This window comes from Kitasatospora sp. NPDC051705 (assembly GCF_044453265.1).
In the GTDB taxonomy this organism is placed as follows: domain Bacteria; phylum Actinomycetota; class Actinomycetes; order Streptomycetales; family Streptomycetaceae; genus Kitasatospora.
Genome location: NZ_JBITCO010000002.1, coordinates 217,069 through 233,422, shown reverse-complemented (window position 1 = coordinate 233,422; position 16,354 = coordinate 217,069). Strand labels below are relative to the sequence as shown.

Below are 16,354 nucleotides of genomic sequence, written 5' to 3'. Positions count from 1 at the left end.
AGCCGGGACGGCACCGGGACGGCACCGGGCGACAGCACGGAGGGACGACACCGATGGACGACTACCGCCTGATCGCCGACCGGGTCGCCGCCGACATCACCGACGGACGCCTGCGGCCCGGGCAGCAGCTGCCCACCCAACGCGCCTTCGCCCGCAGCCGGGGCATCGCCGCCTCGACGGCGGGACGCGTCTACCGGGAACTCGCCCGCCGCGGACTGACCGTCGGCGAGGTCGGGCGCGGCACCTTCGTCCGCGCCGGGCGGAGCACGGAGGACGGCCGCATCGCACTCGCCGAACCGACCAGCGCACCCGTCGACCTGGAACTCAACTACCCCGTCACCCCCGGGCAGGCCGAACTGCTCGCCGGCGGACTCGCACCGCTGCTGCGGCCGGACGCGCTCGGCGACGCGCTGCGCCCGGTCGGCGCGGCCGGCACGGACGCGGCCCGGCTGGCCTTCGCCGGCCTGCTCTCCGCCGGCTCCTGGCAGGCCGAGCCCGCGGACCTGCTGTTCGCGGGCAACGGGCGGCAGGCCGCCGCGGGAGCGCTGTCCGCACTCGTGCCGCCCGGGCAGCGGCTGGGCGTGGAGGCGCTCACCTATCCGGTGGTCAAGGCCGTGGCGCAGCGACTGGGCGTCCGCCTGGTGCCGCTGGCCGTGGACGAGGACGGGCTGCTGCCCGAGGCCGTCGCGGCCGCCCACCGCGCGGCTCCGCTGCGCGCCGTGTACGTGCAGCCCCGGCTGCAGAACCCGCTCGGTGCGAGCATGCCGCCCGCGCGGCTGGCGGCGCTCGCGGAGGAACTGCGACGGCTCGACCTGCCGGTGGTCGAGGACGCCGTCTGGTCGTTCCTGCGGCCCGACCTGACGCCGCTGGCCGCGTTGGCCCCGGAGCGCACCGTTCTCGTGGACAGCCTGTCAAAGCGGCTCGCGCCCGGGCTGACCAGCGGGTTCGCACTCACCCCCGGCGCGCTGCGCGAGCAGGTGGCGGGCGCGCTGCGGTCGGGCGGGTGGACGCCGAACGGGTTCGCGCTGGAGGCGGCGGTGCGCTGGATCGGGGACGGCACCCTGGCCGCGACCGAGGCCGCCAAGCGGGCCGACGCGGCGGACCGGCAGGCGCTGGCGCGCGAGGTGCTGGCGGGGCAGCGGGTGCGGGCCGACCCGTGCTCGTACTACCTGTGGTGGGAGCTGCCGGGGGCCTGGCGGGCGGAGGCCTTCGTGGCGGCGGCCGCGCGGGCCGGGATCTCGATCACACCCGCGGCGGCGTTCGCCGTGGACCCGCGCCGGTCACCGGCCGCGGTCCGGGTCGGGCTCGCCTCGCCGACCCTGCCGGTGCTGGCACGGGCCCTGGGGACGCTGGCGCGGATCGCGACGGCGGGGGCCGGAGGGGCGGGGGGCCGAGCGACCAGGGCGGCTGACAGCTGACAGCTGACGACTGACAGCTGACGGCGAACAGATAACAGCTGACAGATTTCAACATCTGTCAGCTGTTATCTGTTATCTGTTACTTGTCATCCGTCACCGGGCGTCGGCGCCGCCCCCCGGGCCGCTGTGGCTCCGCCGGACCGCCGTGTCCGCCGCGCCCCCGGCGCCGACGGCGCGCAGCCGGGAGGCCGCGGTGGCCGCGAGCTGCGGGGCGAGCTTGGCGACGTCACGGGAGCCGACAGCCGCGATCAGGCTCGGCAGCACCCAGCGGACGGGCTGCATCCCGCGCAGCCAGGCCTGGGCGTAGACGTGGGCGGACCGGCGGGCGATGCCCGCGGCGATCCGCTCCACCGCCGGCTCCAGCGGGTACGTCTTGTTCGCCGGCCACGGAAGCCGGGTGCGCATCTGCCGCAGCACGGTGTCCTCGTCGGCCCCGCGCACCATGTCCGTGTCGGTCCAACTCAAGTACCCCACACCGACCTTGACCCCCTGGTGGGCGACCTCGGCGCGGAGCGAGTGGGCGAAGGCCTCCACCCCGGACTTGCTGGCGCAGTACGCGCTCATCAGCGGCGCGGGCGTCAGCGCGGCCAGCGAGGCGATCTGCAGCAGGTAGCCCCGGCTCTCGGTCAGTGCGGGCAGGAAGGCCCGGGCGGTGGCGACGCTGCCGAGCAGGTTCACCTCGATCACCCGGGTGAAGGCGCGGTGGTCGCTGTCCGCGAGCGGCCCGCCGATGGCGATGCCGGCGTTGGCGACCACGGTGTCGATCCGGCCGTGGTGCTCCTTGATCCGGCGGGCGGCGTCGGTCAGCGCGTCGAGGTCGGTGACGTCGACCTCCCAGCTGGTCGCGCCGGGCCCGCACTGCGCCGCGACGGCCTTGAGCTCCTCGGGTTCCAGGCCGAGGAGGGCGACGGTGGCTCCGCGCCGCGCGAGCGTGCGGGCCAGCGAGGCGCCGACCCCGCGGGCGGCTCCGGTGATGACGACGACCTGTGCGGACAGCGGCGGAACGGCGTTCATGCGACGGCGGTCCTCTCGGTGGCGGGGCCGGCAGGGGTTTCGGCGGACACGGTGGGCTCGGCGGTGGGCGCTGCGGTGGGCTCGGCGGTGGGCTCGGCGGCCGGCTTACCGGACAGGTGCGCGGCGGCCAGCCGGTGGATCTCGGCGGCGACCTCCACCGGCCGCTCCAGCGGGGCCATGTGGCCGACCCCCGGCAGCAGCAACAGCCCCTGTGGGTAGGCGAGTTCGGCGACCATCCGGTGCGCGTGCACGGGCGGGGTCAGCCGGTCGGCGGTGCCGACCACGACCGCCGTCGGCACGGCGAGCCGGGCGAGCCCGGCGTGGACGTCCAGCCGGTCGAGGACGCCGGCCCAGTGGACGCGCACGCCCGTCGGGCAGGCGTGCACGATCCGCGCCGTCGCCTCGACCTGCCCGGCGGCCGAACCCGGCCCCATGGTGGCGTACTTGAGCGCGGCGCGGCTGACGGACGTGACCGGCCCGAGCGGCAGCCGGGAGCGCAGCAGCTGCCGGTGCAGGAAGCGGCGCAGCCACGGCGGGCGCACCGCGCCCGGCAGGACGGTGAGCCGGTCCACCAGCTCGGACGGCCCGGTGGAGATCAGGACGGCGGCGGCGGTGCGCTCGGCGACCCCGGGGCGTCCGCCGGCGGCCATGATGGTCATCCCGCCCATGCTGTGCCCGGCGAGCACGGCCCGCTCCCCCGCCGGAACGGTCCGGGCAAGCACGGCGGCGAGGTCCTCGGCGAGCGCGCGGGTGGAGTAGCGGGCCCGGCTCGGCGGGATCTCGCTCCGCCCGTGGCCGCGCTGGTCGTACGCCACCACCCGGTACCGGTCGGCGAGTCGGCGGATCACCGGGGCCCAGAAGGCGGTCGAGCAGGTCCAGCCGTGGGCGAGCACCACGGTCGGCGCCCCGGGCTGGCCGTGCACCTCGACGTGCAGCCTGACGCCGTCGGCCGAGCGCACGCTCAACTCCTCGACGGGCGTGGGCGGGACGTACTCGGCGGGCAGACGGTCGGCGCTCATGCGGACACCTCCTGGACGGCGGGGGCGGCGGAAGGTGCGGTGCGCATGATCAACTCGTACTCGCCGAGGTCGACTCTTCGGGTGGCACGGCGGAACGCGGTGGTGGAGCCGGGCCAGAGCACGGTGTTCCGGCCGTTCGGGTCGAGGTACCAGCTGCGGCAGCCACCGGTCGTCCAGACGGTGCGGTCCATCCGGTGCTGGAGTTCGAGGTTCCACTGGCGCTGGGCGCGGACGGTGGGCTGCATCGCGGTGGCGCCGACGGTGTCGAGGGTGGTGAGCGCGTCGATCAGGTAGTTCAGCTGGGACTCGATCATCAGGATCATCGAGCTGTTCCCGAGGCCGGTGTTGGGGCCGATCACGAAGAAGAGGTTCGGGAAGCCGTGCACGGTCGAGCCGCGCAGGGCCTCCATGCCGTCCTTCCACTGCTCGGCCAGGCTGGTGCCGTCGGCGCCGAACACCCGGGCACCGATGGGCATGTCGGTGACGTGGAACCCGGTGCCGAAGACGATGGCGTCCACCTCGTGCTCGGTGCCGTCGGCGGCGACCAGGGTGGAGCCGCGCAGTTCGCGCAGGCCGGAGGCGACCACCTCGGTGTTGGCGGCGGCGAGCGCGGGGTAGTAGGTGTTGCTGAGCAGGATGCGCTTGCAGCCGATGCGGTAGTCGGGGGTGAGCTTGGCGCGCAGGGCCGGGTCGGCGACGCCCTGGGCGAGGTGGCGTTCGGCGAACTGCTGGACCACCTTCAGCATGCCCGGGCGTCGGACGAAGGCGTCGACCTGGAGCTCGCGGAGCGCGAACAGGGTGCCGCGGCGGATCCTGCCGGTGACGGGCAGGCGGTCGTGCAACCACTTCTCGAGCCGGCTGATCTCGCGGTCCCGGCGCGGCAGGACCCAGGCGGGGGTGCGCTGGAAGACCGTCAGCTTCCCGACCTCCGGCTGGATCGACGGGATGATCTGGGCGGCGGAGGCGCCGGTGCCGACGATGGCGACCCGCTTGCCGGCCAGGTCGTAGTCGTGGTCCCAGCGGGAGGAGTGGAACACCTTGCCGGGGAAGGAGGCGAGCCCGGGCAGGTCGGGGATCTGCGGGTCGGCGAGCGGTCCGGCGGCGGACACCACGGCGTCGGCGGTCCACTGGCCGGCCGAGGTGGTGATCCGCCAGCGGGTCCGCTCCGCCTCCCAGCGCGCCTCCAGCACCTCGGCCCCGAAGCGCAGGTGGGGGCGGAGGCCGAAGACGGTGGCGACCTTCTCCAGGTAGGCGCGGATGTCGGGCTGGCCGGAGAAGCTGCGCGGCCATTCGGGGTTGGGCGCGAAGGAGAAGGAGTAGAGGTGCGAGGGCACGTCGCAGGCGCAGCCCGGGTAGCTGTTGTCGCGCCAGGTGCCGCCGACCGAGTCCGCGCGTTCCAGGACGACGAAGTCGGTGATGCCGGCACGGCGCAGCCGCACCGCCGCGCCGAGGCCGCCGAACCCGGAGCCGATCACCGCCACCCGCACGTGCGGGGCGGCCTCGCCCACCGGGACGGCCTCGCCCACCGGGGCGGCCTCCTCCGCCGGGGCGCCGGACGCGCCGGAGCGGGGGCGCTTGCTGCTGGATGCCATGCGGCCTCCTCCTGAGGGTGGGCGGTGATCTTCGGGCTGCCTGACGGGTGCCGCTCATCATGTGCGGGCGGCACCGCCGGTGCCACTCATCACGTGCGGGCGGCGCCGTCGGGGCCGCGGTGGTGCTGCCTCCCGGGGGCCGGCCCCGGGACCCTGCCAATCGCGCCAGTAATCACTGGCACGATTGGCAGGGTAGCCCTTGCTGACACCGGATGGAAGAAGCGCGACCATCCTGATTCGGGAACCGCCCGAGGCGACGGACCTATGCTGATCGCCGTGGACAAGGTCAGAGCTGCTGCCGACGACAAAAAGCGCGAGTACCGCGTGGAGGAACTGGCCGAGGCGGCCGGTATCACCACCCGGACCCTGCGCTTCTACCGCGAGCGCAAACTCCTCCAGCCTCCCCGCAAGGAGGGCCGGATCGCCTGGTACGGCGAGGAGCACCTCGCCCGGCTGCGGATGATCGGCGAACTGCTGGAGCGCGGCCACACCCTGGGCGGCATCGCCGAGCTGATCGGCGCCGGCGAGAGCGGGCGGGACGTCGCCGAGCTGATCGGACTGGAGGCCGCGATCGTCGCACCCTGGTCGGACGAGACGCCGGTGCGCCTGGACTGGGACGAACTGCGCGCCGTCTTCGGGGAGCAGCTCACCGAGGAGAACACCGCCGAGTCGATCTCCCAGGGCTTCATCTCGGTCGACGACGACGGGATCACCCACGTCAGCCGGCGGCTGATGGACGCCACCACCGCGCTGGTCGCCGAGGGCGTGCCGCTCTCGGCCGTCCTGGACGCCAGCAGGCGCACCCAGGAGCACGTGGACGCCATCGCGGAGGTCTTCGTCGACCTGGTCGGCGAGCACCTGCTCGGCGCCCTGGCCGGCGACGCCCCGCTGCCGCCCGGCGAGGCCGCGCGGCTCACCGAACGCATAGTGCGGGTCCGGCCGCTGGCCCGTACGGTCGTCGACGCCCAGTTCGCCCTGGCGATGGACCGCCGGGTGCAGGCCGACTACGACGACCTGCTGCGCCAGCGGCGCGAGACCGACCCCGACGCATGACCACCCCGACGGACGGGCAGGAATTCCCGCGCCCCGCCCGCCCGTTGGAGGATCCGCCGATGCCCCGACCGCTCAGCCGCCGCACCGCACTCGGCCTCGCCGCCCGGCTCGCCCCGGGCCTCGTGCTCGGTCCCGCGCTCACCGGCTGCGGGGCGGACCAGCCCTCCCCGGGCACCGGCGCGTCCGCCCCGGGGGGCGGCCCTTCCGGCGGCGCCGGCCCCCGCACCGTCCGGCACGCCCGCGGCGAGACCCGGGTACCCGCCAGGGCGGCCCGGGTGGTGGTGCTGGACACCGACGCACTGGACTCGGCGGTCACCCTCGGCCTCACCCCCGTCGGCGCGACCACCGTCTCCGCGGGCGCGTCCTTCCCCGGCTACCTGCCCGCCGACCGGCTGGCGGGGACGAAGGCCGTCGGAGCCATCGGCCAGCCCAGCCTGGAGGCGATCGCCGCGCTGCGGCCGGACCTCATCCTGAGCAACCAGGTCCGCGACGACCAGCGGTACGACGGACTGTCGAAGATCGCGCCGACGGTGCTCTCGAAGACCACCGGGCCGACCTGGAAGGAGAACGTCCGGCTGCACGCCGAGGCGCTGGGGCGGCAGGGCGAGGCCGAGGCGGCCGACGCGGCGTACCGGACCAAGGCCCGGGACCTCGTCACCGCGCTCGGCGGCCCGGCCCGGACCGCCGCCACCCGGGTCGCGATGGCCCGCTTCCTGGCCGGTGCACCGACCAGGCTCTACCTCAACGACACCTTCGTCGGCTCGCTGTTCAAGGACCTCGGGCTCGGCCGCCCCGCCAACCAGGACAAGCCCGGGTTCTCCGTCGAGATCAGCCCCGAACAGGTCGACCAGGCGGCGGCCGACGCCATCTTCTACTCGGTCTACGGGGACGCGGCCAAGTCCGACCAGGGCAGGATCACCGAGGGGGCGCTCTGGAAGAACCTGGACGCCGTCCGCAACGGCCGGGTGTTCCGCGTGGACGACAACCTGTGGATGCTCGGCATCGGCTACACCGGCGCCGGCCTGATCCTGGACCAGATCCGGGCGGACCTCACCGGCTGACGACTGACCACTGACGGGCTGACGACTTACGGCCGACGGCGTGCAGAAAAGAATTGACGATCAGTCAGGGCGGTCGACCGACCCGCCGCCGGGCCGCCGGACTGTCGGAAGCCACCGGCGCGGGGCGACCGCGTTGTCAACTCCTCCAACCGCTCCCCCGCCCGCACCCCGACTGCACTGGGTGATCGGACGGTTACCCGGCCGCACCGGCCGCCCCTACCGTCGAGGCTCACCCGCAGGTCGCAGTCGCCTGACCGGGCCGACGACGGGAGGCGGGCGCCCGCGTCGGCTCCGTTTGGGGTCGTGCGCCGATGTCCGTGTCCATGGTCGTCAAGTTCCGAACAGCCGCGCGACTGACCGGAGGCCGCGTGCTGCTGTGGTCGCTGCTCGGCCGGCTGCCGAACGCGATGAGCCCGATCGGCACCCTGCTGCTGGTCAGCCGGAACACCGGCAGCGTGTGGTGCGGCTCCCTGGTGGCCGGGGCGCTGGCGGGCGGGCAGGCCGTCGGCGGACCGCTGGTGGGCCGTCTCGCCGACCGGCGCGGGCAGCGGACGGTCGGGCTGGTCGCCGCACTGGTGAACGCCACCGCGCTGGTCGCCCTGGTGGCGGCCTCGGAGGACGGGCTGGCCCTCGGCTGGCAGGTCGCGGCGGCGGCGCTGATCGGCCTGTCCGTCCCGCTGGTGGGCCCGCTGTCCCGCAGCCGGTGGGTCCGACTGGCCGCCGGGGAGCCGGAGTTGACTTCCACCATGCTGTCGCTGGACGGAATCGTGGACGAGATCGGCTTCACCGCCGGGCCCGCGCTGGTCGGCGTGCTCGCCACCGTCGTCTCCCCCTCGGTCGGGCTGCTCACGGCCGCCGCCCTGTCCGGCGTCTGCGCCACCCTGTTCGCACTGCACCCGACCGCCTCCCCGGGCGTCCCCAAGTCCCCGGCGGGGAACGGCGAGCGGCTGCTGAGCACCCCGTACGTCCTGCTGCTGGCCGGGATGGCGCTGCTCGGCGCGTGCTTCGGCTCCGTGCAGGTCGGGGTGACGGCCACGACCGAGGCCCTCGGCCGGCCGGGCGCCGCCGGGCTGCTTTACGGCTTCATCGGCTGCACCAGCTCCGTGGCCGGGATCGCCACCGCCGCCCTCCCCGCCCGGTGGGGGCTGCCGTCCCGGCTGCGGGCCGGCACGGTGCTGCTGTTCACCGCCTCCTGCGTCCTGCTGGTCTCCGGCGGCGGACTGTGGACGCTGACCGCGGCCGTCGGCCTGCTCGGGGTGGCGGTGGCCCCGCAGATGATCACGATGTTCGGCCTGGTGGAGCGGACGGTCCCGGCCGCCCGGCTGGGCGAGGCGATGGCTGTGCTGGTCAGCGCGCTGATCCTGGCCCAGTCGGCCGGCACCTTCCTGGGCGGCTGGGCCACCACCCACTTCTCGCCCGCCGCGCCGTTCGCCGTGACCGCCGCCGCGGCCGCCACCGCCCTGCTGCTGGCCGCCTGCACCGCGACGGAGCGCCGCTACCGCCGCCGCGAACCGAGCGCCCCGGCCACACCGGACCCGGTCGGTGAACCGGTGGGCCGGTGAACCGGTGGGTCGATGAGCACCGGAGGGCGACGGTGAGCGCACGACGGCGGGGGCGACGGTGGTCCGCACACCGTCACCCCCGCCGTTCCGTCCTGCCGGCCGGCACCCACGGTCGGCAGGACCGTTGTTCAGGCCGCCATCGGCCTCAGTTGACGTTCACCGCCGTCCAGGCGGCGGCGACGGCGTTGTACTCGGCACTGTCGGCGCCGTACAGGTCCGAGGCCGCGCTGAGGGTGCCCGCCCGGGCGCCCGCGTAGTCGGTGGTGGAGGTGAAGTAGACGGTCAGGGCGCGGTACCAGATCTGCGCGGCCTTGTCCCGGCCGATGCCGCTGAGCGTCGAGCCGTCGGAGGTCGGGCTGTTGTAGTCGAACCCGTTGATGCTCTTCGCGCCGCTGCCCTCGGACAGCAGGTAGAAGAAGTGGTTCGCCACGCCGGACGAGTAGTGCACGTCCAGGTTGCCGACGTCGGCGGACCAGGAGTCCGCGGACTGGCCGTCCTTGCTGGGCTGGTCCATGTAGCGCAGCGGGCTGCCGTCGCCGCGCAGGTTGACCAGCTCGCCGATCTGGTAGTTCGGCGGGTTGGAGGGCAGGTTGGCGTACCACTCGACCATCGTGCCCATGATGTCGGAGGTGGCCTCGTTCAGGCCTCCGGACTCCCCGGAGTAGTTGAGGTTCGCGGTGGCGGCGGTGACGCCGTGGCTCATCTCGTGCCCGGCGACGTCGATCTCGGTGAGCGGGTGGGTGTCGCCGCTGCCGTCCCCGTACGTCATGCAGAAGCAGTCGTCGCTCCAGAACGCGTTGACGTAGTTGGAGCCGTAGTGCACGCGGCTGGCGGCGCCGACGCCGTCGTTGCGGATGCCGTTGCGGCCGAAGGCGCTCTTGTAGAAGTCCCAGGTCGTGGCGGCGCCGAACTGGGCGTCCACGGCGGCGGACTCGCGGTTTCCGGCGGTGCCGTCGCCGAAGGAGTTGGACGTGTTGGCGAACGGGGAGCCGCTGCCCGTGGTCCCGTTGTTCATGTCGCTGGTGGACTGGCCGCCGCGGGAGTCGTCCTTCAGCGAGTAGCTCGACCCGTCCTGCGCGGTGGTGAGCGGCACCTGGCCGACGAAGACGCCGGTACCGGTGCCGGCGGCGGTCTGCACCTTCTCGTGGGTGGACAGGACCTTGCCGCTGGCGGCGTCGGTGACGAGGACCTGGCTGCTCGGGGTGCCGTCGGCGCGCACGCCCTCGACGGTGGTGCGGTAGGCCAGGCGCGGGTTGCCGTCGCTCGCCCAGACCACCAGCTCGGCCTTGCCGGTCCGGTGCACGGCCGTCAGCGGCGACTCGTCGGCGTCGAGGGTGGCGCCGACGGTGGCCTGGACCGCGCCGGTGGCCTGCGCGGCCGCCTGGTCGGCCGGGATCCGCGGGGTGAGGCTCGGCAGGCTCAGCTGCGCGGTGACGGCCTTGTTCACCGCCTTCACCGAGCCGTCGGCCTTCTGGTGGACGACCAGGTCGCCGCCGAGCACCGGCAGGCCGGCGTAGGTGCGCTCGAAGCGCAGGTGGCGGGTGCCGTCCTTGTCCACGACGGCGTCCTTGGCGACGAGCCGCTCCTGCCCGCCCAGGGCGAGGGCGTCGGCGAGCGGGCCGGACTGGTCGCCGGCCAGCGCCAACACGGCCGCGTGCTGCCGGGCGGCCTGGGCGGCGCGGGCTTCCCCGGTCTGGCCGGCGGGGGCGGGGCTGGCCTGGGCGGCGGTGCTCACCTGGATCACACCGGTCAGGAGGGCCGTGGCCGAGAGAACGGCGACGGCCGCGAGCTTACGCTTCACGTACGAGTCCTTCCGGGAAACCGCGGCTGGCCGCGGTCACGCCGCGTCCCGGGGGCCGGGGTCGGCACCTGTGGGGGCGGAACGGGCGCTGACGTGCTGAAACCCCGGGTGTTCGAGCGGCGGGCCACCGAGGGGTGGGGGTGGGGGCCGGCGCCGGGGTTGAGAAGAAGCATGACGATGCACCAGATGAATTGACAGGTCTGCTTCAGGAATTGGCCAGGTCCCGCCAGCCCGGACCGCCTTCTACGGGGTGGGCAAAACAGGGCAATTCGAACTACCACGGCGACAGTTCCCGTCCGAACCATCACCGCCGACCTGCTCCGATGCGCGACCGGCCGCCGAACGCCCTCCGGGTCGACCGCCCCGAGTGGCCGCAAATCGACTTTTACACCGCTGTAGAACTTCCCATACGGAATCTTGACATCCGGTTGGCGAGGTCCCGCCACCGGCCACCCTTGCCCTCGGCCGCCGCGACTGCTAGCCCCGACTGCTCGCGTGTTCGCCCGACTCCGGTGCGCAGTCGGCGAGTTGAACGCGAAGGCCGCCGGGCGGGCGGCCCGACGGCCGGCTGTCGACGCACCGTCAGCTCCGCGTGGCGCTGCGTGAAGTGCCCCAGACGAAAAGGTGGTTGGCGGAAACGGCGGCGCCGTTACTGGAAGCGCCACTCCTGGGCGGCGTTGCCCGGCGTGCAGGCGACCATGGTGACCGGGCTGCCCGGGCCGTTGTTGGTCATGCAGACCTGGTTCTGGAAGTCGGCCAGGGTGTAGGAGCCCTGGGCCGTGCCGTTGCGCACCGTCCAGTTGGTCAGGAAGCTGAAGCCGCCGTTCAGCACCACCTTGCCGTCCGTGGTCTGGACGAGCTGCGGGCCGCCGCTGTTGCAGGCGTTGAACAGGATCCAGGCCCCGGGGTTGGTCGCCCGCACCCAGCCGTACTGGGAGGCGCCGCCGACCACGACCGGGTTGTCGCCGCCGCTGAGCGAGTCGCGGGACAACCCGATGGGGCGGCCGTCCTGCACGCTGACGATGGTCGTCCAGCTGGTGCCGCCGCAGGACGCGGGGCGGGCCGGGGTCTGCGGCGCGGGCGGGTTGCCGCCACCCGACGGGGAGCCCCCGCCGGCCGGTGAACCGCCCCCGGCCAGGGACCCGCCACCGGCGGCGGCGCCACCGGCCGCGTTCTGGGCGGGCGGCTGCGGGTTGGGGTTGGCCGGCTGGTTGGGCGTGCCACCACCCGCGCCACCGTTCTGGCCGCCCGAGGCTCCGCCCCCGGACTGCGTACCGCCCGAGGCGGCTCCTCCGGAGGCGGACCCGCCGGCTGCCGCGCCGCCGCCCGCACCGGCTCCGCTGCCACGGCCCGCCGAGGTGCCGCTGCCGGCCTGCCCGGGCGCGGGGGCGGGCACCGGCGCGCCCTGCTGGTTCGGGGCGCCCGCCGACGGGTCGGCCGCGGGGGTCGCCGCCGGGGTGTCGGACGGGGTCGGGGTGGCGGGCGTCGTGGTGGCGGCGGCCGTGGGGGTCTCGGTACCCGCCGCGGGCGCCGCCGGCGCCGTCACGACCACGGTGGCCTGGGCGGCGGGCGGCACGGCCGCGTCCGAGCGGCCGGGCCCGCGGTCGACCAGCAGGACGGTGGCGGTGCCCAGCGAGATCACCACGGGAATGACGACCGGCACCAGCAGTGCCCGCCGCGAGCGGCGCCGGACCGGCTCGGTGACCGCCTGCGGCTCCACCTTCGCGACCTCGTCCGGTGCGGGGCGGTCGGCGGCTCCGCCGGCGGGCGCCGCGCCGTCCGCGGCCTTCTCCTCCGGTGCGCCTGCGGCGGCACCAGGAGCACCGGCGGCACCTCCGGGAGCAGCTCCCCTGAGGTCGATCGTCCCGCTGTCCGCCCGGGCGCCGGCGCCGTTCGCGCCCTCGGCACCCGCCCCGCCGGCACCTACCCCGCCGGCACCCGCCCCGCCGACCGCGGCCCGCGCCGCTGCCGCCATCTCGGCGGCGTCGGCGTAACGGTCCTCGGGCTTCTTCGCCAGCGCCCTCGCGACCAGCTCCCGGACCGCCGCCGGGAAGGTCTCCGGCAGGTCCGGGGCCGGCTGCCGGACGTGCTTGAGGGCGACCTCCAGCACCCCCTCGCCCGTGAACGGCGGCCGCCCGGTGAGCAGTTCGTAGCAGACCACGCCGATCGAGTAGAGGTCGGCGGCCGGGCCGGTCCCCAGGCCCTCGGCCTGCTCGGGGGCCATGTAGAGCGCCGTCCCGACGATCGCGTGCGAGGCGGTGATCTTGGTGCTGGCGATCGCCCGGGCGATCCCGAAGTCCGTGATGGTCACCCGGCCGTCCGCGCGCAGCATCAGGTTGGACGGCTTGAGGTCACGGTGCACGATCTCGCGGAGGTGTGCGGCGTGCAGTCCGTCCAGGGCGGCCGCGACCAGGCCGAGCGCGCGGTCGGGCGCCATCGGGCCCTCCTCGGCGAGCACCCGGTCCACCGGCCGCCCGTCGATCAGCTCCATGACGATGTAGGCGCAGCGCTCCTCCCCGCCGCCGCCCTCCCCGCCGCCGTCTCCGTCCCCGCCGCCGTCAGCCCCGTCGGCCCCGCCGTCGTCACCGGAGCCGCCCGCGGCGCCCGCCGGGCGCCCGCCGGTCTCGCCGTAGTCGTGCACGTCCACGACCGCCGGATGGTCGATCGCGGCGACGAGCTGGGCCTCCCGCCGGAAGCGCTGGATGAAGGTGTCGTCCTCGAACAGCGCCGAGTGCAGGATCTTGACGGCGACGGAGCGCGCCAGCACCGTGTCCTCGGCCCGCCAGACGGTGCCCATGCCCCCGCCGCCGATCCGCTCGACCAGCGTGTAGCGCCCGCCGAGCACGGCACCCGGACCCCTCATACCGCTTCCCCCATGTGTCATGACCCTCCCCAGCGGGCCGTTCGGCCCCCAGTGTGCCAGAGGGGGCCGAAGGCCCAGCAGGGGCCGTCCGAAGGGCGGTTGGGGTCCGGATCAGGCGTTCCGGGCCTGTCGGGCGTGCTCGACGACCTCCAGGACGGCGGCGACGACGGCCTCCGGCTGGTCGGTGTGGACGGCGTGGCCGGCTCCCCTGACCACGATGTGCGAGCCCCGGACGGCCCCCTCCGCGATCCTCGACTGCAGGATGGTCCAGCGCTCGCGCAGCGCCCTGGGCAGCCCGTCGCTCGCGCTCAGCACCGTCACCGGCACGTCGGGCAGCCGTCCGGCGGAGCGCCTGCTGCGGAGCTCGGGGACGGCGAGGGCGGCCAGCCGGTTCTCGTCGAGCGCGGCGCGCCACTGGTGGCGGCGGGCGACCTTGACCGCCACCGTCCCGGCCGCCGTCCCGGTCCCCACGCCGCCGGCCCCGGGCGCCGCACCCGTGACGCCGGGGGCGGCGGGCGCCAGCGCCTCCCGGATCAGCCCGAGGCTCAGCAGGACGGCGTCGGCGGTGCGGACGGCCGGCGGCTGGAACTCCTCGTGGGCCGGGTCCACCAGGACCAGTCCGGCGACCAGCTCGGGCTGCTGCCAGGCCAGGAGTTGGGCCAGCAGGCCACCCCAACCGTGCCCGACCAGGACGGCCGGTCCGGCGTCCAGGTGCTCCACCAGGGCGCCCAGGTCACCGACCGGGGTCTCCAGGGTCGGGCCGGCGGACCGCTCCGGGTCGCTCGCGCCGAGCCCGGCCCGGTCGTAGGCCACCACCCGGCTGTGCGCGGCGAGTTCGGGCAGCACCGGCGCCCAGGTCTGCGACGGGCTGCCGCAGTCCGCGAGCAGGACCACCGGCGGGCCGCCGAGCCCCGCCTCGGACCATCGCAACGCCCTTCCGGAGCGGTCGAGTTCGCCCCGGCTAACCCCTCCGGGGACGCGTTCGCCGAGCGCCTCCCGGCCCGCGGCTCCCCCCGCCCGCGGGCGCGGCGCCGTCCGTCCGCCGTTCCGGGTGGTCCGTGCGTCGATTCTGTTCAGCGTGTTGCGCATGTGCGTTTCCCCCTGGGTACTGTCCGCGCCCCGGCTCGGGTGCCGGGTGTCGCGGGTTCTCCTGCAAACCGCGGCGGCCGTGGCCGCGGACGCCTCCACCGGCGCCCCGGTCCCGGGCCGCCGGTCGTCCATCGGGCCCGGTCGTTCATCGGGCCCGGTCGTTCATCGGGCCCCGACCGTCCGTCAGGCGCCGTGCCGCGGAGGCCGACAGGCCTCAGACCCTGGCCTCCCGGCGACACGGCAGCCCGAATCCTTCGTGTCCGTCAGTCGACCTCCCGGCGAAGAGCGGGCGCCCTCCGGCGCCGGCGTCCGGCGCTCCCGGTCCTGCACCCGGCCCCTCGCCGCCCCGTCCCGCCCCGTCACGCCCTGCCCCCGTCCCGCCCTGTCGTGACCCATCCCGCCCCCTGGCCGTCCGGCCCGTGATCCACCCCGTCATCAGCCCCGTCATCAGCCCCCGGCAGGCCTCGGGCCCGTGTCACCGCCCACCCGCCCCCGTACGCGCGGGCCGGCTCAGGGCGGCTCAGGCCTGCAGCGTCCGCTTCAGCAGGTCGAGCAGCGCGTCCCAGTGCCGTGCGTCCCCGGCCGCGTCGTAGCGGGTGGTGTCGGCCTGGGTGTAGCCGTGCAGGGCGCCCGGGTAGACCTCCGCCCGGTGCCGGACGCCGGCCGCGGTGAGGGCCTCGGCGAGCCTGGTCATCTGCTCGGCGGGCATCGACCCGTCCTGGTCGGCGTGGCCGAAGTACAGCTCCGCGGTGATCCGGTGGGCCCCGAGGTGCGGGCTGTCCGGTGCCGGGGTGGCGAGGTTGCCGCCGTGGAACCCGGCCGCGGCCGCGACCCGCTCCGGGTGGCTGGCGGCCGTCCTCAGGGCGAGCACGGCGCCGCGGCAGTAGCCGGTGAGGCCGACCGGGCCGTCCTGGACGAGCGGGGAGTCGGCCAGCCACCGCAGGTACGCGTCGGCGTCGCGGGTGGTCGCCTCGGGGGTGAGCGTGGCGAGCAGCGGGATGAGCCGGTCGAAGACCGACGGGTCGCCGTCCGGGTCGATGAGCTCCGGCAGGTCGACGACGGGCGCCCGGCCCTGCCGGTAGTAGCAGTTGGGGACCAGCACGGTGTAGCCGGCGGCGGCGAGGCGGTCGGCCGTCCGGCGCAGGTGGGGCCGCAGTCCGAAGGCGTCCATGTAGAGGATGACGCCGGGGTGGGCCCCGCCGTCGTCGGGGTGGGCGAGGTAGGCGTCGGCGGTGCCGTCCGCCGTCGGGACGTCCACGGTGGTTCCGCGCGTGCTCATGGTGAGGGGCCTCCTTCGGTCCGCGCGGAAGGGTAGCCGTTCGGGCCCGGCCGAGCACGGCAATTTCCCGGCTCAGGCTCCCCAGCCGCGCGAGCAGAGCACCAGGCGGTAGCCGTCCGGGTCGGCCACCGTGACGCCGAACTCCTCCCAGTACGGGTTGTGGGCGGGCACCCGGGTGCCGCCGGCCGCCTCCAGCCGGGCGACCAGGGCGTCGTCCACCGGCGCGCCGAGGTAGACCACGAACAGGTCGTCGACCGTCGGGGTGGGCTCCAGCGGGTGCTCCGGATCGTGGGTGAGCTCGAAGTGCCAGGCGCCCCCGGGCGGTCCGACCATGAGCAGGTCGTGCTCGCCGGACACCCGCTCGGTGGTGCGCCACAGCACGTCGAGGCCGAGACCGCCCACGTAGAAGTGCTCGGCCGCCCGGAGGTCCCGCGAGGGGCGGGCGATCCGGACCCGTGTCGTCGCATCGATCATGCTCGTGACCCTAGCCGATGCCACTGACACCGGAGCGGCCCCGCCGGGGCGCCCCCCGCCGGGCGGGGGCGCCCCCGCCCCCCCCCCCCCCCCCCCCGCCCCCGCGCCCGCGCCCGCCCGCCCCCTGCC

The 16,354-nt window shown here is 75.2% G+C and carries 12 protein-coding genes; 4 read left to right on the top strand and 8 right to left on the bottom strand.

Annotated elements, in window-relative coordinates; all coding sequences use genetic code 11:
• The first annotated feature begins 53 nt into the window (after window positions 1–53).
• Window positions 54–1,418, top strand: coding sequence for a PLP-dependent aminotransferase family protein (locus ACIA8Q_RS03650; RefSeq protein ID WP_396316712.1), 1,365 nt, complete (start codon window positions 54–56; stop codon window positions 1,416–1,418).
• Between the two features lie 93 nt (window positions 1,419–1,511).
• Here ACIA8Q_RS03650 and ACIA8Q_RS03645 read toward each other — a convergent pair whose 3' ends face one another.
• From ACIA8Q_RS03645 to ACIA8Q_RS03635, 3 genes are read right to left on the bottom strand one after another with little or no spacing between them, the layout of a single operon-like run.
• Window positions 1,512–2,432 carry an SDR family oxidoreductase gene (locus tag ACIA8Q_RS03645; protein WP_360219685.1) on the bottom strand — a complete coding sequence of 307 codons (921 nt, stop codon included), beginning with the start codon at window positions 2,430–2,432 and terminating at the stop codon, window positions 1,512–1,514.
• Complete coding sequence (locus tag ACIA8Q_RS03640; RefSeq protein WP_360219688.1) at window positions 2,429–3,451, bottom strand: alpha/beta fold hydrolase; 1,023 nt, start codon at window positions 3,449–3,451, stop codon at window positions 2,429–2,431. The genes ACIA8Q_RS03645 and ACIA8Q_RS03640 overlap by 4 nt, the downstream gene beginning before the upstream one ends.
• The gene (locus tag ACIA8Q_RS03635) at window positions 3,448–5,043 is read right to left on the bottom strand and encodes an NAD(P)/FAD-dependent oxidoreductase (protein ID WP_360219691.1); all 1,596 of its coding nucleotides are present in this window, start codon (window positions 5,041–5,043) and stop codon (window positions 3,448–3,450) included. The genes ACIA8Q_RS03640 and ACIA8Q_RS03635 overlap by 4 nt, the downstream gene beginning before the upstream one ends.
• A gap of 264 nt (window positions 5,044–5,307) precedes the next feature.
• Between ACIA8Q_RS03635 and ACIA8Q_RS03630 the strand changes: the two genes are divergently transcribed.
• From ACIA8Q_RS03630 to ACIA8Q_RS03620, 3 genes are all read left to right on the top strand, one after another.
• Window positions 5,308–6,096 carry a MerR family transcriptional regulator gene (locus ACIA8Q_RS03630; protein WP_387897189.1) on the top strand — a complete coding sequence of 263 codons (789 nt, stop codon included), beginning with the start codon at window positions 5,308–5,310 and terminating at the stop codon, window positions 6,094–6,096.
• A 59-nt stretch (window positions 6,097–6,155) separates the two neighbouring features.
• The gene (locus ACIA8Q_RS03625) at window positions 6,156–7,157 is read left to right on the top strand and encodes an ABC transporter substrate-binding protein (protein WP_396316711.1); all 1,002 of its coding nucleotides are present in this window, start codon (window positions 6,156–6,158) and stop codon (window positions 7,155–7,157) included.
• A gap of 311 nt (window positions 7,158–7,468) precedes the next feature.
• Entirely contained in the window at window positions 7,469–8,719 is a 1,251-nt protein-coding gene (locus ACIA8Q_RS03620) for an MFS transporter (protein ID WP_396316710.1), read from the top strand.
• Window positions 8,720–8,864: 145 nt separating this feature from the next.
• Here ACIA8Q_RS03620 and ACIA8Q_RS03615 read toward each other — a convergent pair whose 3' ends face one another.
• The 5 genes from ACIA8Q_RS03615 to ACIA8Q_RS03595 form a co-directional block, all read right to left on the bottom strand.
• Window positions 8,865–10,520: a M4 family metallopeptidase gene (locus ACIA8Q_RS03615; protein ID WP_360219702.1), complete on the bottom strand. Its 1,656-nt coding sequence runs from the start codon at window positions 10,518–10,520 to the stop codon at window positions 8,865–8,867.
• Between the two features lie 649 nt (window positions 10,521–11,169).
• Entirely contained in the window at window positions 11,170–13,383 is a 2,214-nt protein-coding gene (locus ACIA8Q_RS03610) for a serine/threonine-protein kinase (RefSeq protein WP_396316709.1), read from the bottom strand.
• A 111-nt stretch (window positions 13,384–13,494) separates the two neighbouring features.
• Entirely contained in the window at window positions 13,495–14,313 is an 819-nt protein-coding gene (locus ACIA8Q_RS03605) for an alpha/beta fold hydrolase (protein WP_396316708.1), read from the bottom strand.
• Between the two features lie 679 nt (window positions 14,314–14,992).
• The gene (locus tag ACIA8Q_RS03600) at window positions 14,993–15,751 is read right to left on the bottom strand and encodes a dienelactone hydrolase family protein (RefSeq protein ID WP_360219709.1); all 759 of its coding nucleotides are present in this window, start codon (window positions 15,749–15,751) and stop codon (window positions 14,993–14,995) included.
• 72 nt (window positions 15,752–15,823) lie between these two features.
• A complete protein-coding gene (locus tag ACIA8Q_RS03595; protein ID WP_360219712.1) occupies window positions 15,824–16,225 on the bottom strand; it encodes a VOC family protein in 402 nt (133 codons plus the stop codon).
• Between the last annotated feature and the right edge of the window lie 129 nt (window positions 16,226–16,354).

Bases quoted from the DNA above. Each gene is read 5' to 3' on its own strand.
- ACIA8Q_RS03650 (WP_396316712.1), top strand. From the start codon at position 54: ATGGACGACTACCGCCTGATCGCCGACCGGGTCGCCGCCGACATCACC.
- ACIA8Q_RS03645 (WP_360219685.1), bottom strand. From the start codon at position 2,432: ATGAACGCCGTTCCGCCGCTGTCCGCACAGGTCGTCGTCATCACCGGA.
- ACIA8Q_RS03640 (WP_360219688.1), bottom strand. From the start codon at position 3,451: ATGAGCGCCGACCGTCTGCCCGCCGAGTACGTCCCGCCCACGCCCGTC.
- ACIA8Q_RS03635 (WP_360219691.1), bottom strand. From the start codon at position 5,043: ATGGCATCCAGCAGCAAGCGCCCCCGCTCCGGCGCGTCCGGCGCCCCG.
- ACIA8Q_RS03630 (WP_387897189.1), top strand. From the start codon at position 5,308: ATGCTGATCGCCGTGGACAAGGTCAGAGCTGCTGCCGACGACAAAAAG.
- ACIA8Q_RS03625 (WP_396316711.1), top strand. From the start codon at position 6,156: ATGCCCCGACCGCTCAGCCGCCGCACCGCACTCGGCCTCGCCGCCCGG.
- ACIA8Q_RS03620 (WP_396316710.1), top strand. From the start codon at position 7,469: ATGTCCGTGTCCATGGTCGTCAAGTTCCGAACAGCCGCGCGACTGACC.
- ACIA8Q_RS03610 (WP_396316709.1), bottom strand. From the start codon at position 13,383: ATGAGGGGTCCGGGTGCCGTGCTCGGCGGGCGCTACACGCTGGTCGAG.
- ACIA8Q_RS03600 (WP_360219709.1), bottom strand. From the start codon at position 15,751: ATGAGCACGCGCGGAACCACCGTGGACGTCCCGACGGCGGACGGCACC.
- ACIA8Q_RS03595 (WP_360219712.1), bottom strand. From the start codon at position 16,225: ATGATCGATGCGACGACACGGGTCCGGATCGCCCGCCCCTCGCGGGAC.